Genomic DNA, 24,078 nt, shown 5'->3' with positions numbered 1-24,078 from the left:
GGACTATGACCTTTGAAATACGCAAACTCCGTGCGCGGGCCCATGCCAGACAGCCATGATGACCGGATTATCCTCTCCGGCGAATGGAGGAACGGCGCGCCATTCCCCCGCGGGTAAAACCATATCCGCCACCTCAGCGGTGGCATTCAGCGCGATCAGCCAGCGATCGGATAACAGGATTTGCAGCCGCGCGGCGCCATGCTGCCACTCGTCGGCGTTTAACGGTTCTCCGCACTGATTGAGCCAGCTCACATTGCCGTCATGCTCCTGCCACCACTGATTACGGGTTAACGCCGGAATGCGCCGACGCAGGTGGATAAGCGCGGCGACAAACGCGGTTAACCCGTGATTTGCCCGCCGCCAGTCCAGCCAGGTCAAAGCATTGTCCTGACAGTACGCATTATTGTTGCCGTGCTGGCTATGGCCATGCTCATCGCCCGCCAGCAGCATCGGCGTTCCTTGCGACAGCAGCAGCGTGGTCAAGAGCGCATGTACGCTATCGCGCCGCCGCTCAATCACGGCAAGATTGGCTTCTAATCCCTCTATACCATGATTGTTGCTGTAGTTATTGTTAGTCCCATCGCGATTCTCTTCGCCGTTCGCCTGATTGTGTTTCTGATTGAAACAAACACAATCACGTAGGGTGAATCCATCATGCGCCGTGATCAGATTGATCGTCGCCGCAGGCCGTTTGCCATCGCGGGCAAAGAGATCGCTGGAGGCGGCGAAGCGCTGGGCGAAGTCACCCAACGATACGTTTTGTTGCAGCCAGAAACGGCGCGCGGTATCGCGAAAATGGTCGTTCCATTCGGCAAACAGCGGCGGGAAGTTCCCCACCTGATAACCGCCCTGGCCAATATCCCAGGGTTCGGCAATCAGCTTGATCGCCGACAATACCGGGTCGCGGCGAATGGCCTCAAACAGCGGCGCGTCCTGACGAAATTCCGGCGTGCGCCCCATCACCGACGCCAGATCGAAGCGAAAGCCGTCAACGTGGCACTCATCAACCCAAAAGCGCAGGCACTGCAGGGCATACTCCACCACGCCGGGATGACTGAGGTTGAGCGTGTTACCGCAGCCGGTCCAGTTGTGATAATCGCCGTCGTCCCTGATCCAATAATAGCTGCGGTTATCGATACCGCGCAGGGAGATGGTCGGCCCTTCAAGATCGATTTCCGCGCTATGGTTCAGCACGATATCGAGGATCACCTCGATGCCCGCCGCGTGCAGCGCTTTCACCGCATCGCGGAACTCATCGAGCGCCCGCTGCGGCTGGCTGGCGTAGCGCGGCTCCAGCGCAAACAGCGCCAGCGGGTTATAGCCCCAGTAGTTGCTCAGCCCCATCCGCTGCAGGCGAGGTTCGCTGGCGAACTGCGCTACCGGCATTAGCTCCAGCGCGGTAATACCCAGGCGGCGGAAATAGTCGATCATCAGCGGGTGGCCCAGCGCCTGATAGGTGCCGCGGATGGCCTCCGGCAGCTCCGGATGCAGACAGGTCAACCCTTTGACGTGGGCTTCATAAATGACCGTTTCGCCCCACGGCGTGCGCGGCGGTTTATCGCCGAGCCAGTCGTAATGCAGATCGACTACCTGCGACTTTGGCGCAATGGCTGCGCTATCGCGGGCATCCGGTTCATGCATCCCGCCATGTAAACGCTCGTCGTCCAGCAGTTCGCCCGCCACCTGATGCGCGCAGGGGTCGAGCAGCAGCTTGGCCGGATTGAAGCGATGCCCCTGCGCCGGATCCCACGGCCCGTGCACCCGATAACCGTAGCGTAGCCCCGGACGCGCATCGGCCAGCCAGCCGTGCCAGATGTCGCCGCTGCGCGCCGGTAGGTCGTAGCGCCGCTCGTTGCCCTGCTGGTCGAACACGCAGAGTTCCACCCGCTCAGCGTGGGCGGAAAACAGGGTGAAGTTCACCCCTTTGCCGTCATAGCTGGCGCCCAAAGGCGTCGGTTTTCCCGCGGCAAGCGTCGTCATCAGGCCTCCCGTACCAGCCAGATGGTCGCCAGCGGCGGCAGGGTAATCGACAACGAATGCTGACGACCGTGACTGGCGACGGACTCGCTCTCAACCACTCCGCCATTTCCGGCGTTACTACCGTGATAATGCATCGAGTCGGTATTCAGCTCCTCGCGCCAGCGTCCCGGCTGGTTGATGCCGAAACGGTAGTTGTGCCGCGGCACCGGCGTGAAGTTGCTGGCGACGATAATCTCATTGCCGGCTTTATCGCGGCGCACAAAGATAAATACCGAACGCTCATGATCGTCGACCACCAGCCATTCGAAGCCGTAGGGATCGAAATCAAGTTCATGCAACGCTTTATGGTGGCGGTAGGTATGGTTCAGGTCGCGCACCAGCCGCTGGACGCCGTGGTGCCAGTTGTCGCCGCCCTCCAGCAGATGCCAGTCGAGACTGGCGTCGTGGTTCCACTCGCGGCCCTGGGCGAATTCATTGCCCATAAACAGCAGCTTTTTGCCCGGGAAGGCGAACAGCCAGCCGTAATAGGCGCGCAGGTTGGCAAAGCGCTGCCATGCGTCGCCCGGCATGCGGTCGAGAATCGATTTTTTGCCGTGCACCACTTCATCGTGGGAGAGCGGCAGCACGAAGTTCTCGGTGTAGTTGTAGAGCATGCCGAAGGTCATTTTGTCGTGATGGTAGCGACGATGGACTGGATCGAGTTTCATATAATCCAGCGTGTCGTGCATCCAGCCGAGATTCCATTTGAACCAGAAGCCGAGGCCGCCGTCGGCGGGCGGACGCGTCACGCCGGCAAAATCGGTGGACTCTTCCGCCATCGTTACCGCCCCTGGCGTCTGCTCGCCGAGAATACGGTTGGTGTTACGCAGAAACTCGATCGCTTCGAGATTTTCCCGCCCGCCGTATTCGTTGGGGATCCACTCGCCCGCTTTACGGCTATAGTCGCGGTAGATCATCGACGCTACCGCGTCGACGCGCAGCGCGTCAATGCCGAAGCGCTCGATCCAGTACAGCGCGTTACCTACCAGGTAATTGCTGACTTCGCGGCGGCCGTAGTTATAGATAAGCGTATTCCAGTCCTGGTGGTAACCTTCGCGCGGATCGCTGTGTTCATACAGCGAGGTGCCGTCAAATGAGGCCAGCGCAAAGTCATCCGCCGGGAAATGACCCGGAACCCAATCGAGGATCACGTTAAGGCCCGCGGCGTGGGCGGCATCGATGAAATAGCGGAAATCTTCACGGGTACCGAAGCGGCGTGTCGGCGCATAGAGGCCGGTCGGCTGGTAGCCCCAGCTGCCGTCGAACGGGTGTTCGTTCACCGGCAGCAGTTCGAGATGGGTGAAGCCCATCCATTTTGCGTAAGGCACCAGTTGGTCCGCCAGTTCGCGGTAGCTTAGCCAGAAGTTATTGTCGGTATGGCGGCGCCAGGACCCGAGGTGCACTTCATAGATAGAGATCGGCGCATCAAACTGGTTCGCGGCTTTGCGCGCCGCCGGCTGCTCGACTTTGGGCGGCAAATCGCAGATAAGCGACGCGCTTTCCGGGCGCATCTGCGACTCGAAGGCGTAAGGATCGGCTTTGACCCGTAGATTGCCATGAGCATCGATCAGCTCGAATTTATACAGCTGGCCATTAAGCGCGCCGGGAATGAAGAGTTCCCAGATACCGGACTCTTTGCGCAGGCGCATCGGATGGCGTCGGCCATCCCAGTAGTTAAATTGCCCCACCACCGAGACCCGGCGGGCGTTTGGCGCCCAAACCGAAAAGCGCGTACCGGTGACGCCATCCATGGTGTCGGCGTGCGCGCCCAGAGTTTCGTAAGGGCGCAGGTGCGTCCCCTCGGACAACAGCCAGGCATCAACATCCTGCAGCAGCGGGCCGAAACGGTAAGGGTCGTCAATCAGGTTTTGCTGTCCGTGCCAGGTGACGGCCAGCTGGTAGCGAAAAGCGTTTTTACGCCGCGGCAGGAGGCCGCTAAAGAATCCGCGCGAGTCGAGGCATTCGAGTTTGCCGACTTTACGCCCGGTTTTCGGTTCAATAACCCACACTTCGGTGGCATCTGGTAATAATGCGCGAACTTCCAGCCCCGCCTCGGTGCGGTGCATGCCAAGCACGGAAAAGGGATCCGCGAAATGACCTGCAATAAGCGCATTAATCACGTCTCTATCGATTCGATTCGACATGCTTTCATCCTGTTGTAAGTGTCGCCCTTTCCTGTACCCGGCGACTTTTTTGACCTGAACGGCGCAGCACCAACGTGCATCCTCCTGCTCCGTCCCACCTTCAGGTAAGGAACTCCTTACTTAAAGCATAGCCAAGGCTGCGTTACCTCCGTGGGGAAAAATCCAACATCCGCGTTTACTCCTTGTATTACGCAAAAAAAAGGGGTGTATCCACACCCCTTATCGTTTGTCCTGCGTTTACGCCAGCTGTCGTAGCATGCGGCGCAACGGTTCGGCGGCGCCCCACAGCAGCTGGTCGCCGACGGTAAAGGCCGACAGGTACTCAGGACCCATGTTCAGTTTACGCAGGCGCCCTACCGGGGTGGTCAGGGTGCCGGTCACCGCGGCTGGGGTCAGCTCGCGCATGGTGATGTCGCGATCGTTTGGCACCACTTTGGCCCACGGGTTATGCGCGGCCAGCAGTTCCTCAACGGTCGGGATAGAAACATCTTTCTTCAGCTTGATGGTAAACGCCTGGCTGTGGCAGCGCAGCGCGCCGACGCGCACGCACAGACCATCGACCGGGATCGGCGACGCGGTGGCGAGAATTTTGTTCGTCTCCGCCTGGCCTTTCCACTCTTCGCGGCTCTGGCCGTTATCAAGCTGTTTGTCGATCCATGGGATCAGGCTGCCCGCTAGCGGCACGCCAAAGTTATCGACCGGCAGATCGCCGCTGCGGGTCAGCGACGTCACTTTGCGCTCGATATCGAGAATCGCGGACGCCGGGTTCGCCAGCTCGCTCGCCACGTGGCCATGCAGTTGGCCCATCTGGCTCAGCAGTTCGCGCATATGGCGCGCGCCGCCGCCGGAAGCCGCCTGGTAGGTCGCCACGCTGACCCACTCCACCAGGTCATGGGCAAACAGGCCGCCGAGGGACATCAGCATCAGGCTCACCGTACAGTTACCGCCGACGAAGGTTTTAATGCCGTTATTCAGGCCAGCGGTAATCACATCCTGGTTAACCGGGTCGAGAATAATGATCGCATCGTCTTTCATGCGCAGCGAAGACGCCGCGTCAATCCAGTACCCCTGCCAGCCGCTTTCGCGCAGCTTCGGGTAAATCTCGTTGGTGTAATCGCCGCCCTGGCAGGTAACAATAATGTCCAGCGCCTTCAGCGCTTCGAGATCGAATGCATCCTGAAGCGTACCCCCGGTACTGCCGCCGAATGACGGCGCGGGCTGACCCAGCTGAGAGGTGGAGAAGAAAACAGGGCGAATGGCGTCGAAATCACGCTCTTCCACCATGCGTTGCATGAGAACAGAGCCGACCATTCCACGCCAACCGATAAAACCAACATTTTTCATAACGTATTCCTGCGAGGTGTGTGCTGTTAGTGCCAGGCCAGTTTCCAACTGGGATGTCCTTCACATTACAAAATGCAGCTAAAGTCGCAAGTGAAATTAATCAATGATTGCGCGCCAATCAGAAAAGCAACTTATCCCGCACTCCGCCTACCGTCGCTGGTAGTCATAAAAAGCGTAAAGATTATCGGGCAAATAACCCGCGTAATGGAATATTTTCCGTCGCTATTTTATTGATCCTGATTATGGATTCAGCGCGAAAAATATCGCTTTCACGCTTGCGAAAAAAAACGGACAAAGCCTTGCGCCGCAAGGCCTGACGAGCAATACGATCATTGTCGTAGAGCTGATATTTACGGCAAAAGGAAGTGGAAAAGAGGGGAAAAAAACGTGTTACCGAAGAGAATCCAGGGTAAGCGGTATTACCCTGGTTTTTCCCCCGGATACCGTGGTGGTGTCCGGGGAAATTATTTTTACTTAGCTCAGCAGCTGGAAAGCAATCATCCCGACAATGGCGCCGGTGGTGCCAAGGATGGTTTCCATCATCGTCCAGGTTTTCAGCGTCTGCGCTTCGCTGGCGCCGGTGAACTTACCGAACAGCCAGAAGCCGGCATCGTTGACGTGACTTACCACAATCGAACCACCCGCGATACAGATGGAGAGAGCCGCCATTTGCGCGCCGCTGTAGTTCAGTTGCTCAATGACCGGCATCACCAGGCCGACCGCCGTCAGGCACGCCACGGTCGCGGAGCCCTGAATAATACGCACGGCAGCCGCCAGCACGAAGCAGGTAATCGCAATCGGCAGACCCAGGCCAGTCAGCGCTTCGCCGAGCGCCGGGCCGACGCCGGAGTCCACCAGCACCTGCTTGAAGACGCCGCCTGCGCCAATCACCAGCAGAATAATCCCCGCCGGCTGCAGCGCCGCGCCGCAGATCTCCATCACGCGATCTTTCGCCATCCCCTGACGTACCGCCAGGCCGTAAATCGCTACCAGGCAGGCAACCAGAATCGCGGTGAATGGGTGGCCGATAAACTCGAACCATTCATAGGCGGTGGATCCCACCGGCACAAAGCGCGCGGCGATGGTTTTCAGGCCGACCAGCACCAGCGGCAGCAGGATCAGCGAGAGGCTAAAGCCGAAGGACGGCATTTTACCTTCGCCGAGATGCGGTTCGCTGATATCGTCAGGAATATGCAGCTCAACGTAGCGGCTGATGAAGTTGCCCCATAGCGGACCGGCGATAATCATCCCCGGAATAGCGGCGCAGAGGCCAATCAGGATCATCCAGCCGAAATCGGCGTGCATCTGCGAAGCCAGCAGCATCGGCGCAGGCCCCGGCAGCAGGAATGCCGCGGCGGCGGCTACGCCGGCGAACAGCGGGATCACCAGCTTCACAAGGTTAGTGCCGGTATGGCGCGCCATGGAAAACGCGACGCTAATCAGCAGCACGATCGCCACTTCAAAGAACAACGGCAGCGCGCAGATAAGACCGGCAAGACCAATCGCATAGTGCGCGCGGTTATGGCCGAAGGACTTCAGCATTTTCACCGCAATCTGGTCGACCGCGCCGGTTTCATGCAAAATTTTACCGAACATCGCGCCCAGCGCGACGACTATCGCCAGGAAGCCCAGCGTGCCGCCCATCCCTTTTTCCATCGTCGCCGCGATTTTATCCAGCGGCATACCGGAAAAGAGACCTGCGCCAATAGAAACCACCATCAAAGCCACGAAGGCGTGCATACGCGCCTTCATGACTAAAAACAGCAGCAGCAATACCGAGCCGACTGCTGTTAAAACAAGCGTTAAAGTACTCACTAGTTACTGCCTTTGTTAATCACCTCAATGGTGCTGGCGACCACGCCTTCCAGTGACTGGTCGATATCGACGATAAGCACATCGCTTTCGTCAGCGCCTGGTTCCTGCAGTGTTTCAAACTGCGTCACCAACATTTGGGTTTTGAAGAAGTGCCCTTTACGCGCCTTCAGACGGCTTTCAATCACATCGAAGTCGCCTTTCAGGTAGATAAAGGAGAGGTTCGGGTTGCCTTTGCGCAGAATGTCGCGGTAGCTTTTTTTCAGCGCCGAGCAGACGATCAGCGAAACTTTGTTGGTACGCTGCATGGCAAATGCCGCGTCATTCAACGCCTGCAGCCACGGGGTGCGGTCATCGTCGTTCAGCGGCTCGCCGGAAGCCATCTTGGTGATGTTGCTGCGCGGATGCAGAAAATCGCCATCGAGAAACGCGGCTTTCAGTTGATGCGCCACTTCGCTGGCGACGGCGGATTTACCACTGCCGGAAACGCCCATCAGGACATAGACGTGGTGATCATGGTTAGTCGTGCTCAAAGCGTCCTCCCACTGGACTGGTACGCCGCGCCGGGGCTGACTGATACAGCGCGAAAGCGGCGTACTGGTTAATGATTACGGGCGAGTGTTACGGGTAACTGTTATCGGTAACATTGTCATGCCGGACCCTGGGAGAAGCAATAACCATTCGTGCCAGATGTGAATATGTGTGATCTACTTCAAACTTGTCGGTTTAAATAGATCCACCCGGTGACAATGTGAAACCTAAATCTAACATCTTAGGGGTAATCGTCTCACCACGGATGCGCGCCAGCAGACGCTCGGCGCCGATGCGGCCCATGCGCTCGCGCGGGGTCAGTACGCTGGCGAGACGCGGCTCCATCACCTGACCGATATCGTGACCGTGGAAACCGGCTATCGCCATGTCGTCCGGGATTTTCAGCCCCAGACGCTGGCACTCGAACGCCGCGCCGACCGCGAGGTCATCGTTGGTACAGAAGATACCGTCGAGCTGCGGATATTCGCGGCGCGCCTGACGCATCAGCTCAATCCCCGACGAGTAAGAAGAAGATTGCTCCACCATCACGCTGTAGGGCGTCATGCCGGCATCGAGCATCGCCTGCTCGTACCCCTTCTGTTTGATGATAGTACGTTCATCAAGACGCGCGCCGAGATAAGCAACGTGGCGGTGGCCGCGGGCGATAATCGCCGCCGTCATCTGCCGCGCCGCTTCGAAGTTATCGAAACCGACGGCAATGTCGAGGCACGGCGACTGGCTGTCCATCAGCTCAACCACCGGGATCCCGGCCACTTCAATCATTTTCAACGTGCGCGGCGTGTGGGTACGTTCGGTGAGGATCAGGCCGTCAATATTCCAGGAGAGCATCGATTCGAGACGCTTCTCTTCCATCTCCGGCTTATAGCCGTAGTGCGCCAGCATGGTTTGATAACCGAAGGCGTCGGTGACGCTTTCGATGCCGCGCAGCACTTCCGAGAAGACCTGGTTGGTTAACGATGGCAGCAGCACGCCGATGGCGCGGCTGGTGGCGTTGGAGAGAATATCAGGAGCACGATTGGGAATATAACCCAGCTCATCGAGTGCAACGGCAATCTTGCCACGCAGGGCCTCAGAAACCTGTTCCGGGTTACGTAAATAGCGACTGACCGTCATTTTGGTCACGCCGACAAGATCGGCTACATCCTGAAGTACGGGTCTTTTCTTTTTCATCGTCCTGACTGTGATCGGCTGGAAAACATTTTCTCAGTTTATCACGGACAAAGCGCAACCTTCCCGGAGAAAAAAGGGCCAAAAGATTTATTTAGAGTTAATACGCAAAATCATTCAAGTTGCATTGAGGCGGCAACGCACGACAAATTCGCAGTAACGAATTTGAACAGCCAAAGGCTGCCTTCGGTGAGGGACAGGGATGTCCCTCATTTAATCCCCGGAAGCGTACAAAGGGTACGCGACCGGGGTGAGTGAGGAGAGCCAACAAAAATGCGGCTTGAAGGATGACGCGTATCAAACCGGCGGCAGATCGAACAGCAATATTTCGCTATCGCTGTCGGCGTGAACCGAAATCGCCTGCTCGTCCCAAATCGCCAGACCATCGCTGGTGGTGGCTTTGGTGCCGTTAATCGTCACTTCGCCTTTCACTACCTGGATCCACACGCGACGTTCCGCGGCAATCTGGTGAACCGACTGCTCATCTTTCAGCAGCGCCCAGCGATACAGCTCCATATCCTGGTACACTTTCAGCGAACCCTCGCGCGCATCTGGCGACAGCACCAGCTGTTTGCCCTGCGCGGCATCAAAGCGGCGCTGCTCGTAGCGCGGCGTAATGCCGGTTTCTTCTGGAATAATCCAGATCTGATACAAACGCAGGCGGTCGGTGCTGCTCGGGTTGTACTCAGAGTGACGCACGCCGGTACCCGCGCTCATGATCTGGAACTCGCCGGCCGGAACCTGCTCTTTGTTACCCATGCTGTCCTGGTGCTCAACCGCCCCTTCCAGCACATAAGTCAGGATTTCCATGTCTTTGTGCGGATGGGTGCCAAACCCCTGGCCGGCGTCGATTACGTCATCATTAATCACGCGCAGCGCGGAGAAACCCATAAAGTTCGGGTCGTAGTAGTTGGCGAAAGAGAAAGTATGCCAGGAATCCAGCCAGCCATGGTTAGCGTGGCCACGTTCGTTAGCTTTGCGTAAGTAGATCATGTTGCACCCCCGTATGTTTTCGATGGAGTAAGTGTGGACCCATTCCGCCGGCGATCATAGAGGGTGAAAATTGACTCCTCTGTTCAAAAAATATGAACAAGCGGCGAGGAGCCAGCGTTTCTTATTTCGCGAGGGTAATGGTGGCCGGAGAAGGCTGTTCAAAGCCGCGCTGCAGAATCTCCATATTGGTGAGAACTTCAGATTCCTTGACGTAATTCGGCTGGCCGTTAACGAGGGTGTCATACAGCGCGTCATACACTCGTCCGTAGTCGCCGGTTTCCAGCGGCACCTCTTCACGTACCGCCACGCCCGCCTCGTTGATGTAGACCAGTTGCCCCACGCTGTCATCGGCGCCGAACCCCGCATCGCCCGGCATAATGTTGGCCTTCAGGCTGGTCTCCTGCTGGTCAATACCGTATTTCACAAACGAGCCTTTATGCCCATGAACGATAAATTTCGGGTAGTCAATCTGCACCAGGTGGCTGGTTTTGACGATCGCTTTCAGGTCGCCATAAAACAGTTGAGCTTCAAACGTGTCATCGGGATTGGCTTTATTACGTAGTGAGCGCAGATCGTAGGCAACATGATCCGGGCGACCAAACAGCGAAATGATCTGATCCATGGTATGTACGCCGAGACCGTAGAAATCGCCACTTTGCGGTCCCCCCTGGATGGTTTCCGCCACCGGTCGGTAGTTATCAAAATGACTTTCAATTTCCACCAGTTCGCCGAGCTTCCCGCTTTCAATCACCTTTTTGGTGGTCAGGAAACAGGAATCGAAGCGGCGGTTCTGGTAAGGCGTCACCGTCAACCCTTTGCTTTTCGCCAGCGCGAACAGGGTCTTCGCCTCTGCAAGCGTCGGGGTGAAGGGTTTTTCAACCAGTACGTTTTTCCCGGCTTCCAGCGCCCGCTTCGCGTATTCGAAGTGGCTATCAGCATGGGTGCAGACCACTACCAGCTTGACCTGCGGGTCATTCAGCACTTCATCGAGGTCGCTGGTGAAGTGGATATGGGAATACGCCGGCGCCTGTTCTTCCGGCCTGGCGCTGCGGCGATAAATATGCGCGACGTGCCAGCTGTCTTTGCGATGCAGGACGTAAGGAAGATGGTAGCGGGTCGTGCTTTTACCAAAGCCAATAAATGCGCAGTGCAGAATCATAACGCTGTCCTTAGTTGATGTGCTGCCTTTAACCATAGCGCAAGCAGGCGGCTCACTTCATCCTCCTTTTCCTCTGAGCAGGAAAATTCACCGGCAAAATATTTCGGTTATCACTCATACGTAATTTTTAATAAGAGATTGATTAATAAGTCATTAAAACGCTATTTTTCAACAGAAAGTCTTGATTCCAATGACGAAACTGCGGATAAGTGAAGGGCAAAACCAGGACGTTGCTAAAGACTAACGGAGTAGCCAGCCGCTGCTGATGGAAAAAAAGTATCTCGCCATAAACTGCGCCATTTTTTTCTGGCTTCTCGCCCTGATCGCCTGGTTTAGCGATGAGACCGCGCTGGCGCGCCTGGCGGCCGCCTGCACCCTCTTCGCTTTCCTTACTCATACCCAACGGGAAAAAATTAACGCTATGTTTATGAAGAAAAATAAAACCGAAGCGCAGGCTGCTGAAGTCGCTGCGCCAACCGTGGCGGCAACAGAACCGGAAACGGCAAGCGTCAAAAAACAGGAAACCACCGTGATCGCCAGCGGGGTGCATTTTGTCGGCAATATCGTCGCCTGCGGTCATGTCTATATCCATGGCCAGGTCACCGGCAACATTGAGGCCAAAGAACATCTGATTAAGGTGATGCGCGAGGGTCACGTGGAGGGCAATATAAGCTGCCGGGAGCTGATCGTCGACGGCAAGGTACACGGCCAGTGCCGTGGCGATAGCATCGCTATTGAGGAACATGGCAACCTCGACGGCACCCTTGCCTATCGCACGCTGGCGATTAAAAAGGGAGGCCTGTTTACCGGCAGCGCGGAGGTATTGGCCACCGCGGAGAGCAAAAATAAAAACAATATCGTCGGCCTGATCGCAGAAGAAGCGGTGAAATCCGCCAAATCGCAACACGCCTGAATTGACGCAAAAAAAAAAGCCAGCACCCGGCTGGCTAAAGTAATACTGGAAGCAATGTGAGCAATGTCGTGCTTTCAGGCTTTCCGCACGGGTCCCCCTGAATGCAGGACAATAATAATCATTCTCATTCGCACTTGTCTACATTTTTTTTGCAAATAATGCGTGTTGACTCAAACGCCGTAGTCAGTGATGTTTAATGGGACTTTTCACCTGAATGAGGAACAAGGAATGAGTGACATCGTGATACGCCATGCTGAACCGAAAGATGTTGACGCGATTCGTCAAATTCACGCCCAGCCGGAGGTGTATCACAACACGCTACAGGTTCCTCATCCATCCGAGCATATGTGGCGGGAGCGGCTAACCGATACTCCCGGCGTGAAGCAGCTGGTGGCCTGTATCGATGGGCAAGTCGTCGGCCATTTAAGCATTGCCGTCGTCCAACGCCCCCGCCGTAGCCACGTCGCCGATTTTGGTATCAGCGTAGATTCGCGTTGGCATAACCGAGGCGTCGCCAGCGCCCTGATGCGCACCATGATTGATATGTGCGACAACTGGCTGCGGGTCGATCGCATCGAACTCACCGTCTTTGCCGATAACGCCCCGGCGGTCGCGGTGTATAAGAAGTACGGCTTTGAGATCGAAGGCACCGCCAAGGGTTACGCATTGCGCAACGGCGAGTATGTGGATGCGTATTATATGGCGAGAATGAAGTAGCGTGTTGCCGGGTGGCGGCTTCGCCTTACCCGGCCTACGTTCGCACAATTGTAGGCCCGGTAAGCGCAGCGCCACCGGGCAACACCTTAATACCCCGCGGTCAAATCTCCGGGCGAACGCGGATCGGAAGCGCCATACAGCGTGCCGTCCGGCCCCACCATAATGCTCTGGGTACTACCCATCGCCTCTTTCAGCGCAACTTTCTGCCCTTTCGCTTCCAGCAATTTCACGGTATCCGGGCTAAAACCTTTCTCCACCCGCAGCTCGTCCGGCAGCCACTGGTGGTGGAAGCGCGGCGCGTTGGTGGCTTCCGCGACGTTCATCCCGAAATCAATGGTGTTGACCACCATTTGCAGCACGGTGGTAATAATACGGCTACCGCCCGGGCTACCGGTCACCAGCCAGGTTTTCCCGTCTTTCACCACAATCGTCGGCGACATCGACGACAGAGGGCGCTTTTTCGGCCCTACCGCATTGGCGTCGCCGCCAACTAAACCATAAACGTTAGGCACGCCGGGCTTCGCCGAGAAATCATCCATCTGGTTGTTGAGTATAATTCCGGAGTCGCCGGCTACGATGCCGGTGCCAAAGGTGGTATTCAACGTATAGGTGACCGCCACCGCATTGCCGTCTTTATCGACCACCGAGAAGTGGGTGGTCTGGTTGCTTTCATACGGCGCCAGCTTGCCTGGACGGATCTGGCTGGAAGGCTTCGCCTTGTTTACGTCAATCTCGGCGGCTATCGCTTTGGCGTAAGCCTTGCTGGTCAACGCCTGCCACGGCACTTTGACGAAGTCAGGATCGCCGAGATATTCAGAACGGTCGGCGTAGGCGTGTTTCTCCGCTTCCGCCATTACCTGCATGGCGTCGGCGCTGCCAAAGCCATATTTCTGCATATCGAAGTTTTCGAGGATATTGAGGATCTGCACGATGTGGATCCCGCCGGAGGACGGCGGCGGCATGGAGTAGACCTCATAGCCGCGATATTCACCGCTAATCGGCGTACGCTCCACGGCCTTGTAGTTGGCGAGGTCGGCTTTGGTGATAAGCCCGCCGTGTTTTTTCATCTCGCCGGCAATCTGGTCGGCGATAGCCCCTTTATAGAAGGCGTCCGGGCCGTGCTCGGCAATCAGCTCCAGGCTTTTCCCCAGATTCTTTTGCACCAGCCGGTCGCCTTTTTTCAGCGGCTCGCCGTTCTTCCAGAAGATCGCTTTGCTGTTTTCATGCTGCGGGATCACTTCGCTGCCGTAGGTTTTTAAATCGTCAGCCAGCGCATCATTAACGATAAACCCCTCTTCCGCCAGCTTAATTGCCGGGCGGATCACTTTGTTTAGCGGCATGGTGCCGTATTTTTCCAGCGCGAGTGAGAAACCCGCGACGCTGCCTGGCGTGCCGGAAGCGAGATGCGAAGTCAGCGATTTTTTACTGTCAGGATTGCCATGTTCATCAAGGAACATATCGCGGGTGGCCTGTTCCGGGGCCATCTCGCGGAAATCGATCGCCGTGGTTTTACCGTCTTTAGTACGCAGCATCATAAACCCGCCGCCGCCGATATTACCGGCCTGCGGATGCGTGACCGCCAGCGCGTAGCCGACAGCCACCGCTGCATCGACGGCGTTGCCGCCCTGACGCAGAATATCTACGCCGACGCGGGTCGCCAGCGCATCCACCGAGGCCACCATCCCCTGCTGGGCGCGCACCGGGTGAAACACATCTTCCTCAACGCCATACGAGACCGGCGGCGGGGGCGGCGGATTGGCGGCGACGGTAAAGCTGCCCCCCGCCAGTAACGCTGCGATGACCACCTGACGCCATATTGTTGTTTTTATCATTGTCTTACTCCTGAAAGGTAGGTTTTATATCCCGGCTTAAGCCTGGTTGATAACTCCTAAAAAATCATTGTTATGGCGAATTCGAGGTACACTTAAGTGATCCCACGCACGGGAGGAGAAAACAATGAAAGCGATTTTATTCCTGGCGGCGCTGATGCCGCTCGGCGTTTTAGCACAGCCGATCAACATCGATAACAACCCTAACCAGCCGGGTTATGTGGTGCCCAGCCAGCAGCGTATGCAAAATGAGATGAAGGTGCAGCAACAGCAGCAGCAAAGCATGTTGAAGCAGAATCTGAACAACCAGACCCGCACGCAGCAGCAGCATTTGCAAAATCAGCTGCAGACCAATCAGCAGCGCGCGGCGCAGGGCGGCAATCTCAATTCGCAGCCGCAGGTACTGCCGAACAACAACGGCGGAATGCTGCGGCAGACTAACCCGTAAAGATCGTCTGCCGCAAATCAGTCTTAAGGCTGGAAATTCGGCCCGATGACGTCAATAGCATCGGTGCAGATGCAATCTACGCCCCAGCGCAGCAGCTCGGCGGCGCGCTGGGGTTTATTGACCGTATACACCAGAATATGCAGGCCGGCCTGTTTCAGGCTCGCCACCCGCGCCGCATCCAGCAGCTTGTGATTGAGATGAATTGAGACGCAGCCCAGCCGGGCGGTCAATTCGCGCCAGTCATCGCGCCACTCATCCAGAAGCAGCCCGCGCGGCAGCTCGGGCGCGGCTTCCTGCGCCGCTTCCAGCGCATCAATTTCAAAGGATGAGAGCAGCGGCGCGGTCATATCGGCCCACAGATCGCGCGCGGCCAGCGCCACCACTTTTCCGGTCTGCGGCCCCTGCCCGGTAGTCGGCTTAATTTCGATATTCGCCATCATGCCGTGACGGCGGCAGCGCTCCGCCACCTGGGAGAGCAGCGGCAGCGGTTCGCCCTTAAACTCGCGGCTGTACCAGCTGCCGGCATCGACCTTCAGCAGATCGTCCCACGCCAGCTCGCCCGCCACGCCCCAGCCATTGCTCGTGCGTTCGAGATTATCGTCATGCAGCAGAAAGATCTGCCCGTCCTTCGACAGCTTGGCGTCAAATTCAATCATCGTGTGCCCGTAGCGGGCGCCGACGTCGATAGCCGCCAGGGTGTTCTCCGGCGCCAGTTTACCGCCGCCGCGATGGGCGACGATGCGGGGATAAGGCCAGTTACTCATGCGCGTTGTCCTGTTTCACCATCAAAGAGGTGCAGATGTTCCAATGGCAGATGCAGCCATAGCGTACTGCCGCCCGCCGGGCGCTGCTGATGCGGCAATCTGACCACCAGCTTCTGCTCGCCCCAGCGCCCGTGGGCGAGGTTATCGGCACCTAAAATTTCCAGCGTATCCATCAGCAGCGGGATGCCGCCTTGCGCCTGCGAGCTTAAAATAAAGTGCTCCGGGCGAATACCGAGAGTCATTTTACGCCCGGCGTGGCGCCGATGCTCGTGATTCATCGGCAGCTGTATGCCGCCTTCCAGCTCAAAGCGGCCGCCGTCATCGCTCACCCGCCCCTCCAGTAGATTCATGGCCGGGCTGCCGATAAAGCTCGCCACAAAGCGGCTGGCTGGCTTTTCATACACCTCAACCGGCGTGCCGATCTGCTCGGCAATGCCTTTATTCATCACCATCACCCGCTGGGCGAGGGTCATCGCTTCGACCTGATCGTGGGTGACATACAGCGAAGTCGTTTTCAGGCGCCGATGCAGCTGCTGCAGTTCCAGACGCATCTGCACGCGCAGCTTGGCGTCGAGGTTTGACAACGGTTCGTCGAACAGGAAAACCGCCGGGTCACGCACGATAGCGCGGCCCATCGCCACGCGCTGGCGCTGACCGCCGGACAGTTCCCGCGGGCGGCGCTTGAGCAGGCCATCCAGCTCAAGAATACGCGCCGCCTCCTGCACGCGCTCGGCGATCAATCCCTTACCCATGCCGCGAATCTTCAGCCCCCACGCCATGTTCTCTTCCACGCTCATATGCGGATAAAGCGCATAGTTCTGGAACACCATCGCGATGCCGCGATCTTTCGGCTCCATCTCGGTCACCCGTTTACGGTCAATCCAGATATCGCCGCTGGTCACCCGTTCAAGTCCGGCGACCATCCGCAGCAGCGTTGATTTCCCGCAGCCTGACGGGCCGACCATAACGATAAACTCCCCGTCCGCCACGTCCAGCGTCAGCGGTTGAATCACCTGGGTTTTGCCATCCCAGCTTTTGCTTACTGCCTGTAGTTTTAAACCAGCCATTTTATTTCTCACTATCGACCAGGCCGCGCACAAACGCGCGCTGCATGGCTAAAACGATGACGACCGGCGGGATCAGGGTCAGCAGCATCGCCGCCATCACCTGATTCCACTGGGTAGTACCTTCGCCGGTGGCGATCATGCCTTTAATACCGGCGACGGCGGTGCCAAGATTCACATCCTGAATAATCAGCAACGGCCACAGATACTGGTTCCAGCCGTAGATAAAGGTGATAACGAACAGCGCGGCGAGGTTGGTTTTCGACAGCGGCAGCACGATGTCGCGGAAGAAGCGCATCGGCGAAGCGCCATCGATACGCGCCGCTTCAATCAGCTCGTCCGGCAGGGTCATAAAGAACTGGCGGAACAAGAAGGTGGCGGTAGCCGAAGCCATTAACGGCAGCGTTAACCCGGCATAACTGTCGAGCATTTTGAGGTTGGCGATCACTTCCACCGTCGGGAAAATACGCACCTCGACCGGCAGCATCAGGGTGATAAAGATCATCCAGAAGAACAGGTTACGCAGCGGAAAGCGGAACCACACGATGGCGAACGCCGAAAGCATCGACACCACGATTTTGCCGACCGTAATGGCGAACGCCATGATGAAGCTGTTGAGCATCATCAGCCAGAACGGCGCGCTGTTGACGCCGACGCCGTTCACCCAGATGGTCTTCATGTTCTCCAGCAGATGCCCGCCGGGGATCAGCGTCATCGGCGTTTCAAATACCGATTTGTTATCCAGCGTCGCCGCCACGAAGGCGACGTACAGCGGGAATAAAATGACGGCAATGCCCAGAATCAGCATGGTGTGGCTGAAAATCGTCAGCCCGCGACGGTTCTCAATCATTGGTAACGCACCTTACTTTCAACGTAACGGAACTGCACCACCGTCAGGATAATGACGAGGAACATCAGCACCACCGACTGCGCGGCGGAAGCGGAAAGATCGAGCCCGGCGAAACCTTCGCGATAAATTTTGTAGATTAGGGTGGTGGTCGCCTGCACCGGGCCGCCGGCGGTGGCGGCATCGATCACCGGGAAGGTATCGAAGAAGGCGTAAACCAGGTTGACCACCAGCAGGAAGAAGCTCACCGGCGCAATCAGCGGCAGCGCCAGCTTGAAGAAGCGGCGAATCGGCCCGGCGCCGTCGATGGCGGCGGCCTCAACCAGCGAACGCGGGATCGACTGCAGCGCGGCGAAGAAGAACAGGAAGTTGTAGCTTATCTGCTTCCAGACCGAGGCGAAGACCACCAGGAACATCGCCTGGCCGCTGTTTTGCGCGTGGTTCCAGTCGTAACCCAATTCGCCAAGAAAATGCGTGATCAGCCCGCGTCCGGGATTGAAGAGGAAGATCCACAGCACCGCCGCGACAGCGGGGGCCACGGCATACGGCAGCAGCATCAGCGTTTGATAAAAGCGGCTGCCGCGCACCACATAGTCGACCAGCGCGGCAAAAAACAGCGAAATAAGCAGGCCGCTGACGGTTACCAGGGTGCTGAATTTTATGGTCGTCCAGAACGAGTCCAGATAGTACGGGTCGTGGAACAGCGTGACGAAGTTATCCAGGCCGACAAACTGGCTGGAAAGGCCAAACGGATCGACGCTCTGCAGCGAGTACCACAGCGCTTCGCCCGCGGGCCAGATAAAGAAAATCAGCGTGATAATCAGCTGCGGCGCGACCAGCACATAGGGCAGCCAGCGCGAGCGGAATACCGGACGGGATGATGACATTGAGATTTGGTTCCTGAACAATGCCGGGTGGCGGCTACGCCTTACCCGGCCTACATAGGGCACATCGTAGGCCCGGTAAGCGCAGCGCCACCGGGCAAGTTACAGATTACGATTTGGTGGCTTGCTCGAAACGGCGCAGCAGTTGATTCCCGCGCTGAACGGCGGAGTCCAGCGCCTGTTGCGGGGTTTTCTTGCCGGTCCACACGCTCTCCAGCTCTTCATCGACGATGGTGCGAATTTGCGGCATGTTGCCCAGGCGCAGGCCTTTGGTGAACGGCAACGGCGGCTTATTCAGCATCTGGCGGGTGGCGATATCAGCGCCCGGGTTCTTATCATAGAAGCCCTGCTGGCGCGTCAGATCGTAGGCCGCGGTGGTAATCGGCAGATAGCCGGTTTTCTGGTGCCACTCGGCGGCGTTTTCCGGTTTGGTCAGGAAGTCGAGGAACTTCGCCACGCCGGTGTAGGTCTCTTTGTCCTTGCCCTGCATCACCCACAGGCTGGCCCCGCCGATAATGGCGTTCTGCGGCGCGCCTTTAACATCGGCGTCGTAAGGCATCATGCCGACGCCGTAGTTGAATTTCGCGTACTGACGAATATCCGCCAGCGAGCCGGATGACGCGGTAGTGATCGCGCAGTCGCCGTTATAGAACTTCTCGGTGGATTCATCCTTACGCCCGAAATAGCTGAAATCGCCCTTCTTGTTCATCTCTTCGAGCAGGGCGATATGTTTCACCTGCTCCGGCTTGTTGAACTCAAGCACCGCGTCGGTGCCGTCAAAACCGTTATTTTTCGTGGCGACCGGCAGGCCGTGCCAGGCGCTGAAGTTTTCAATCTGGATCCAGCCCTGCCAGCCGCTGGCGTAGCCGCACTTCATCCCGGACGCTTTCAGCTTCGCGGTGTAGGCCGCCAGATCCTGCCAGGTTTTCGGCGGCTGCTCAGGGTCTAAGCCCGCTTTCTTGAAGGCGTCTTTGTTGTAGTACAGCACCGGCGTGGAGCTGTTAAACGGCTGGGAGAGCAGATGACCGGTTTTTGAATCGGTGTAATAACCGGACACCGTCGGCACGAACTGCGATTCATCGAACTTAATACCCGCATCGCTAAAGACCTGGTATACCGGCTTAATGGCTTTTGACGCCATCATGGTGGCGGTACCAACTTCATACACCTGCAGAATCGCCGGCGCGTTGCCGGTACGGAAGGCAGCGATACCGGCGCTCAGGCTCTGTTCGTAGTTGCCTTTGTACACCGGAACAATTTTGTAATCAGGATTGGCCGCGTTGAAACGTTGCGCCAGAGAATCAACTTCTTTACCTAGCTCCCCTTCCATTGAATGCCAGAAAGGGATGGTGGTTACTGCCAGTGCCTGACCAGCAAATGCCAGGCTCAGCGCCAGTCCTAAAGCTGTATGTCGTAACGATATCATCGGTTATCTCTCTTGTTGTTCCGGATGCGCGATTTCACGCGTTTTATGTTCGCGGGGTAACATGACATGTTCGAATTACAGAAAAATAACTTTTTTATTACAAAAAAAAGATAGTAACGGGTCAGAGAGATGACAAGCCGATGAAAGGATGGGGGAAGTAAAGTGGGAGCTGAGACACGGATAATATTTGTGCGATCGGCTCCCGGGGTCGGCGCAAGCGCCTCGCCCGGGCTACAAACCGGCGAAGCGAACGACGCCGGGTTACGATGAACTAACCGCCGAGATAGGCGCTGCGCACCGCCTCGTTGGCTAACAGCGCATCGCCGGTATCCTCAAGCACCACGTGACCGTTTTCAAGTACGTAGCCTCGATCGGCCAGCTTCAGCGCCTGGTTGGCGTTCTGCTCAACCAGGAAGATAGTCATCCCCTGTTCACGCAGCTGCTCGATGGTGTCGAAAATCTGCTGAATGATAATCGGCGCCAGCCCTAATGAAGGCTCATCAAGCAGCAGCAGGCGCGGCTGGCTCATCAGAGCGCGACCGATCGCCAGCATCTGCTGCTCGCCGCCGGACATGGTGCCGGCGCGCTGAATACGGCGTTCATGCAGACGCGGGAACAACTCATACACCCATTTGATGCGGGTATGAAACTGGTCGCGGTCGGCAAAAAAACCGCCCATCGCCAGGTTCTCTTCCACCGTCATGCGCGAAAAGACGCGTCGCCCTTCCGGCACGATCGCCACCGCTTCACGCATGATTTTCGCCGTCTGCCAGTCGGTAATATCCTTACCGTCAAAGACAATGCGCCCGCTGGAGGCCCGCGGATCGCCGCACAGCGTGCCGAGCAGGGTAGTTTTCCCCGCGCCGTTAGCGCCGATAAGCGTGACGATCTCACCCTGTTTGATATGCAGGCTGACGTTGTGCAGCGCCTGAATCTTGCCGTAGTGGGCGCTGACATTGTCAAAAGTTAACATCGCTTTTTCCATCTTATGCGTCACCACCATTATGCTTCACCTAAATAGGCGCGGATCACGTCCGGGTTATTACGAATCTCTTCCGGCGTCCCGTTGGCCAGCGGCGTCCCCTGATTCACGACGTAGATGCGATCGGAAATGCCCATCACCAGCTTCATATCATGTTCGATAAGCAGGATGGTGGTGTTGTGATGGCTACGCAGCTCGGCGATAAGCTCATCCAGCTCTTTGGTCTCTTTCGGGTTAAGCCCCGCCGCCGGTTCATCAAGCATCAGGATCTCCGGCTGCGTCACCATACAGCGGGCGATCTCCAGCCGGCGCTGGTCGCCGTAGGCCAGGTTACTGGCCTGGCGGTTGGCGTGCTCCAGCAGGCCGATACGCTCAAGCCAGGTGGCGGCCCGATCCAGCGCTTCGCTCTGCGCGCGACGGAAGGCCGGCGTTTTCAGCAGGCCGGAGAAGACGCCGGTTTTCAGTTGTTGATGCTGCGCCACCAGCAGGTTTTCAATCACCGTCATTTCGCGGAACAGACGCACGTGCTGGAAGGTTCGCACCACCCCCATCCGCGCAATCTGCTGGCCCGGCAGCCCTTCCAGGTGCTGGTCGCGCAGCATAATGGTGCCGCCGGTAGGTTTATAGAAACCGGTCAGGCAGTTAAAAACGGTGGTCTTACCCGCGCCGTTCGGGCCGATTAAGGAAACGATTTCCTGCGGACGTAGATCAAGGGAGACGTTATTGACCGCCAGCAGGCCGCCAAAACGCATCATCAGGCCGTTCACGGATAATATTGGCTGACTCATGCCTGCTCTCCTTTCGCCTGACCGTTTTTCAGCTTCAGCTGCGGGCGCGTCATCGGCAACAGCCCCTGCGGACGCCAGATCATCATCAGCACCATCAACCCACCGAGCATTAACATGCTGTATTCGTTGAAATCACGCATCAGCTCGCGCGATACCACCAGCAGAATAGCCGCCAGGATCACCGCAAACTGCGAGCCCATCCCACCCAGCACGACGATCGCCAGCACAAAGGCCGACTCGGCGAAGGTAAAGGACTCCGGGCTCACGAAGCCCTGGCGCGCGGCGAACAGCGTGCCGGCGAAGCCGGCAAATGCGGCGCTGATAGTAAAGGCGGTCAGCTTGATGCGCGTCGGGCTCAGGCCCAGAGAACGGCAGGCGATTTCATCTTCACGCAGCGCTTCCCATGCCCGCCCAAGCGGCATCCGCAGCAGACGATTAATAACGAACAGGCTGAGCACCACCAGCAGCAACGCCACCAGATAGAGGAAAATCACCCGGTCGCTGGGATCGTACTTCATGCCAAAGAAGTTGCTGAAGGTATCCCAGCCGCCTTCGCGGGCAGTACGGCTAAATTCAAGACCAAAGAAGGTTGGTTTCGGGATCTGGCTGATACCGTTCGGCCCGCCGGTGATCTCGGTATTGTTGAGCAGCAGAATGCGCACGATCTCGCCGAAGCCTAAGGTCACAATCGCCAGGTAGTCGCCGCGCAGACGCAGCACCGGGAAGCCAAGCAGGAAGCCGGCCGCCGCGGAGACCAGGCCGGCCAGCGGCAGGCAGGTCCAGAAACCGAGACCGTAATAGTGATTAAGCAGCGCAAAGGTATAGGCGCCGATGGCGTAAAACCCGCCGTAGCCCAATACCAGCAGACCGGAAAGCCCAACCACCACGTTCAACCCGAGACCAAGGATGATATAAATCATCGTCAGAGTCGCAATATCCACCGTGCCGCGCGACACCATAAACGGCCAGGCCACGGCAATCACCAGCAGGGCTATCAGGAACAGCTTCTGCTTGACCGTCGACCCGTCAATCGCCGGCATAATAAATTTCGGCCCGGAGACGTTCTTAACCGCTTTCTGGAACAGCGGGCGCAGCAGCTGGAAGAAAAAGACCACCGCAGTGCCGATGAAGATCCACTGCCAACGAATATCGGCGGCGGTGTCGACCACCAGTTTGGTGCCATTCAGCTCCAGCTGAACGCCCATAAAGACGCCCGCCAGAACAAAGAACATCGCGGCGGAAAGCAGCGCCATCGCAATTTGCATCGGTTTCATACTTTTTCTACCTCCGGGCGGCCCAGAATGCCGGTCGGCATCACTAACAGCACCAGAATCAGCAGCGCGAAGGAGACGACGTCCTTATATTCGGTGCTGAGATAGGCAGAAGAGAGCGCCTCGGCGATACCCAGAATCAGGCCGCCGATCATCGCGCCAGGGATACTACCGATACCGCCGAGCACAGCCGCGGTAAAGGCCTTCATCCCGGCCATAAAGCCGATGTAGGGATTAATAACGCCGTAGAACTGCCCCAGCAGGACGCCAGCGACCGCCGCCATCGCCGCGCCAATGACGAAGGTCAGCGCAATAACGCGGTCGGTATTGATGCCCAGCAGGCTCGCCATTTTCAGATCTTCCGCACAGGCGCGACAGGCGCGGCCCATTCGCGAATAGCGAATAAACAGCGTCAGCGCCAGCATGGCAATAAAGGTGACCACCCAGATCACCAGCTGCATGGTAGTGATAGTGGCGGAGAAATTATCGCTGTGGCCGACAATCCACTGGCCGTTAAAGAGACTCGGCAGCGCGACATCGCGCGAACCTTCGGTCAGGCTGACGAAGTTCTGCAGGAATATCGACATCCCGATGGCGGAAATCAGCGCGATCAGGCGCTTGGAGCTGCGAACTGGCCGATAGGCCACGCGCTCGATACTCCAGCCGTAGGCGCTGGCGATAATGATAGCGCCGATAAAGCCTGCGGCGACCAGCAGCCAGCCGGTATCGATACCCAGCATCATCAGGGCGGCGATAATCATGAACGAGACGTAGCTGCCGATCATGTAGACCTCGCCGTGGGCGAAGTTAATCATGCCGATAATGCCGTACACCATCGTATAGCCGATGGCGATCAGCGCATAGGTACTGCCCAGCGTGACGCCGTTAAACATCTGCTGCAGAAAATAGAGAAACTGCTCGGACATAAGGTAACCTTTTTCATGCCGCCCGCGCG

At 57.4% G+C, this 24,078-nt stretch carries 21 protein-coding genes; 3 read left to right on the top strand and 18 right to left on the bottom strand.

Annotated features, from left to right (window positions below; all coding sequences use genetic code 11):
• Positions 1–3 precede the first annotated feature (3 nt).
• The 8 genes from glgX to KGA69_RS07905 all read right to left on the bottom strand — a co-directional run bounded on the left by glgX (position 4) and on the right by KGA69_RS07905 (position 11,190).
• Complete coding sequence (gene glgX / locus KGA69_RS07940; protein ID WP_213292972.1) at positions 4–1,980, bottom strand: glycogen debranching protein GlgX; 1,977 nt, start codon at positions 1,978–1,980, stop codon at positions 4–6.
• Entirely contained in the window at positions 1,980–4,163 is a 2,184-nt protein-coding gene (gene glgB / locus KGA69_RS07935) for a 1,4-alpha-glucan branching enzyme (protein ID WP_032706494.1), read from the bottom strand. The genes glgX and glgB overlap by 1 nt, the downstream gene beginning before the upstream one ends.
• A 237-nt stretch (positions 4,164–4,400) precedes the next feature.
• The gene (gene asd, locus KGA69_RS07930; RefSeq protein ID WP_015369342.1) at positions 4,401–5,507 is read right to left on the bottom strand and encodes an aspartate-semialdehyde dehydrogenase; all 1,107 of its coding nucleotides are present in this window, start codon (positions 5,505–5,507) and stop codon (positions 4,401–4,403) included.
• Positions 5,508–5,981: 474 nt separating this feature from the next.
• Positions 5,982–7,322, bottom strand: coding sequence for a gluconate transporter (gene gntU, locus KGA69_RS07925; protein ID WP_015369340.1), 1,341 nt, complete (start codon positions 7,320–7,322; stop codon positions 5,982–5,984).
• A complete protein-coding gene (gntK, locus tag KGA69_RS07920) occupies positions 7,322–7,852 on the bottom strand; it encodes a gluconokinase (RefSeq protein WP_015369339.1) in 531 nt (176 codons plus the stop codon). The genes gntU and gntK overlap by 1 nt, the downstream gene beginning before the upstream one ends.
• 193 nt (positions 7,853–8,045) lie before the next feature.
• Positions 8,046–9,041 (bottom strand): gluconate operon transcriptional repressor GntR, encoded by a 996-nt coding sequence (gntR, locus tag KGA69_RS07915; RefSeq protein ID WP_015369338.1) that lies wholly within the window; start codon positions 9,039–9,041, stop codon positions 8,046–8,048.
• 294 nt (positions 9,042–9,335) lie between these two features.
• A complete protein-coding gene (locus tag KGA69_RS07910; protein WP_045394827.1) occupies positions 9,336–10,031 on the bottom strand; it encodes a pirin family protein in 696 nt (231 codons plus the stop codon).
• A 121-nt stretch (positions 10,032–10,152) separates the two neighbouring features.
• Entirely contained in the window at positions 10,153–11,190 is a 1,038-nt protein-coding gene (locus KGA69_RS07905) for an oxidoreductase (protein ID WP_045394887.1), read from the bottom strand.
• Positions 11,191–11,455: 265 nt separating this feature from the next.
• Between KGA69_RS07905 and KGA69_RS07900 the strand changes: the two genes are divergently transcribed.
• Positions 11,456–12,103: a bactofilin family protein gene (locus tag KGA69_RS07900; protein ID WP_045394826.1), complete on the top strand. Its 648-nt coding sequence runs from the start codon at positions 11,456–11,458 to the stop codon at positions 12,101–12,103.
• 228 nt (positions 12,104–12,331) lie between these two features.
• Complete coding sequence (yhhY, locus tag KGA69_RS07895; RefSeq protein ID WP_045394825.1) at positions 12,332–12,820, top strand: N-acetyltransferase; 489 nt, start codon at positions 12,332–12,334, stop codon at positions 12,818–12,820.
• Positions 12,821–12,906: 86 nt separating this feature from the next.
• On the opposite strand, the gene ggt is transcribed toward yhhY, so the two are convergent.
• Positions 12,907–14,652 carry a gamma-glutamyltransferase gene (gene ggt / locus KGA69_RS07890; protein ID WP_032713162.1) on the bottom strand — a complete coding sequence of 582 codons (1,746 nt, stop codon included), beginning with the start codon at positions 14,650–14,652 and terminating at the stop codon, positions 12,907–12,909.
• 124 nt (positions 14,653–14,776) lie between these two features.
• On the opposite strand from ggt, the gene KGA69_RS07885 reads away from it, so the two are divergent.
• Positions 14,777–15,097 (top strand): DUF2756 family protein, encoded by a 321-nt coding sequence (locus KGA69_RS07885; RefSeq protein ID WP_045375783.1) that lies wholly within the window; start codon positions 14,777–14,779, stop codon positions 15,095–15,097.
• A 23-nt stretch (positions 15,098–15,120) separates the two neighbouring features.
• On the opposite strand, the gene ugpQ is transcribed toward KGA69_RS07885, so the two are convergent.
• The 9 genes from ugpQ to livH form a co-directional block, all read right to left on the bottom strand.
• A complete protein-coding gene (gene ugpQ / locus KGA69_RS07880) occupies positions 15,121–15,861 on the bottom strand; it encodes a glycerophosphodiester phosphodiesterase (protein ID WP_020077771.1) in 741 nt (246 codons plus the stop codon).
• Complete coding sequence (locus tag KGA69_RS07875; RefSeq protein ID WP_032709316.1) at positions 15,858–16,928, bottom strand: sn-glycerol-3-phosphate import ATP-binding protein UgpC; 1,071 nt, start codon at positions 16,926–16,928, stop codon at positions 15,858–15,860. The genes ugpQ and KGA69_RS07875 overlap by 4 nt, the downstream gene beginning before the upstream one ends.
• A 1-nt stretch (position 16,929) precedes the next feature.
• Entirely contained in the window at positions 16,930–17,775 is an 846-nt protein-coding gene (ugpE, locus tag KGA69_RS07870) for a sn-glycerol-3-phosphate ABC transporter permease UgpE (RefSeq protein WP_015369329.1), read from the bottom strand.
• Entirely contained in the window at positions 17,772–18,659 is an 888-nt protein-coding gene (ugpA, locus tag KGA69_RS07865; RefSeq protein WP_015369328.1) for a sn-glycerol-3-phosphate ABC transporter permease UgpA, read from the bottom strand. The genes ugpE and ugpA overlap by 4 nt, the downstream gene beginning before the upstream one ends.
• 106 nt (positions 18,660–18,765) lie before the next feature.
• Positions 18,766–20,082 (bottom strand): sn-glycerol-3-phosphate ABC transporter substrate-binding protein UgpB, encoded by a 1,317-nt coding sequence (gene ugpB, locus KGA69_RS07860; RefSeq protein ID WP_045394824.1) that lies wholly within the window; start codon positions 20,080–20,082, stop codon positions 18,766–18,768.
• A 271-nt stretch (positions 20,083–20,353) separates the two neighbouring features.
• Entirely contained in the window at positions 20,354–21,067 is a 714-nt protein-coding gene (gene livF / locus KGA69_RS07855) for a high-affinity branched-chain amino acid ABC transporter ATP-binding protein LivF (protein WP_086538103.1), read from the bottom strand.
• Between the two features lie 17 nt (positions 21,068–21,084).
• A complete protein-coding gene (livG, locus tag KGA69_RS07850) occupies positions 21,085–21,852 on the bottom strand; it encodes a high-affinity branched-chain amino acid ABC transporter ATP-binding protein LivG (RefSeq protein WP_213292970.1) in 768 nt (255 codons plus the stop codon).
• The gene (gene livM / locus KGA69_RS07845) at positions 21,849–23,126 is read right to left on the bottom strand and encodes a branched chain amino acid ABC transporter permease LivM (protein WP_049061451.1); all 1,278 of its coding nucleotides are present in this window, start codon (positions 23,124–23,126) and stop codon (positions 21,849–21,851) included. Before livM ends, livG begins: the two co-directional genes overlap by 4 nt.
• Complete coding sequence (gene livH / locus KGA69_RS07840) at positions 23,123–24,049, bottom strand: high-affinity branched-chain amino acid ABC transporter permease LivH (protein ID WP_015369323.1); 927 nt, start codon at positions 24,047–24,049, stop codon at positions 23,123–23,125. Before livH ends, livM begins: the two co-directional genes overlap by 4 nt.
• Between the last annotated feature and the right edge of the window lie 29 nt (positions 24,050–24,078).

It is taken from the genome of Klebsiella sp. A52, assembly GCF_018388785.1.
GTDB lineage: Bacteria > Pseudomonadota > Gammaproteobacteria > Enterobacterales > Enterobacteriaceae > Klebsiella > Klebsiella aerogenes.
Note: the sequence above shows the minus strand (reverse complement) of the source record. Positions and strands in the feature narration are given on the sequence as shown.

What these genes read in the sequence shown, in the direction of transcription:
- glgX (WP_213292972.1), bottom strand. Translation starts at nt 1,980, where the DNA reads ATGACGACGCTTGCCGCGGGAAAACCGACGCCTTTGGGCGCCAGCTAT.
- glgB (WP_032706494.1), bottom strand. Translation starts at nt 4,163, where the DNA reads ATGTCGAATCGAATCGATAGAGACGTGATTAATGCGCTTATTGCAGGT.
- asd (WP_015369342.1), bottom strand. Translation starts at nt 5,507, where the DNA reads ATGAAAAATGTTGGTTTTATCGGTTGGCGTGGAATGGTCGGCTCTGTT.
- gntR (WP_015369338.1), bottom strand. Translation starts at nt 9,041, where the DNA reads ATGAAAAAGAAAAGACCCGTACTTCAGGATGTAGCCGATCTTGTCGGC.
- KGA69_RS07910 (WP_045394827.1), bottom strand. Translation starts at nt 10,031, where the DNA reads ATGATCTACTTACGCAAAGCTAACGAACGTGGCCACGCTAACCATGGC.
- KGA69_RS07905 (WP_045394887.1), bottom strand. Translation starts at nt 11,190, where the DNA reads ATGATTCTGCACTGCGCATTTATTGGCTTTGGTAAAAGCACGACCCGC.
- KGA69_RS07900 (WP_045394826.1), top strand. Translation starts at nt 11,456, where the DNA reads ATGGAAAAAAAGTATCTCGCCATAAACTGCGCCATTTTTTTCTGGCTT.
- yhhY (WP_045394825.1), top strand. Translation starts at nt 12,332, where the DNA reads ATGAGTGACATCGTGATACGCCATGCTGAACCGAAAGATGTTGACGCG.
- ggt (WP_032713162.1), bottom strand. Translation starts at nt 14,652, where the DNA reads ATGATAAAAACAACAATATGGCGTCAGGTGGTCATCGCAGCGTTACTG.
- KGA69_RS07885 (WP_045375783.1), top strand. Translation starts at nt 14,777, where the DNA reads ATGAAAGCGATTTTATTCCTGGCGGCGCTGATGCCGCTCGGCGTTTTA.
- ugpQ (WP_020077771.1), bottom strand. Translation starts at nt 15,861, where the DNA reads ATGAGTAACTGGCCTTATCCCCGCATCGTCGCCCATCGCGGCGGCGGT.
- KGA69_RS07875 (WP_032709316.1), bottom strand. Translation starts at nt 16,928, where the DNA reads ATGGCTGGTTTAAAACTACAGGCAGTAAGCAAAAGCTGGGATGGCAAA.
- ugpE (WP_015369329.1), bottom strand. Translation starts at nt 17,775, where the DNA reads ATGATTGAGAACCGTCGCGGGCTGACGATTTTCAGCCACACCATGCTG.
- ugpA (WP_015369328.1), bottom strand. Translation starts at nt 18,659, where the DNA reads ATGTCATCATCCCGTCCGGTATTCCGCTCGCGCTGGCTGCCCTATGTG.
- ugpB (WP_045394824.1), bottom strand. Translation starts at nt 20,082, where the DNA reads ATGATATCGTTACGACATACAGCTTTAGGACTGGCGCTGAGCCTGGCA.
- livF (WP_086538103.1), bottom strand. Translation starts at nt 21,067, where the DNA reads ATGGAAAAAGCGATGTTAACTTTTGACAATGTCAGCGCCCACTACGGC.
- livG (WP_213292970.1), bottom strand. Translation starts at nt 21,852, where the DNA reads ATGAGTCAGCCAATATTATCCGTGAACGGCCTGATGATGCGTTTTGGC.
- livM (WP_049061451.1), bottom strand. Translation starts at nt 23,126, where the DNA reads ATGAAACCGATGCAAATTGCGATGGCGCTGCTTTCCGCCGCGATGTTC.
- livH (WP_015369323.1), bottom strand. Translation starts at nt 24,049, where the DNA reads ATGTCCGAGCAGTTTCTCTATTTTCTGCAGCAGATGTTTAACGGCGTC.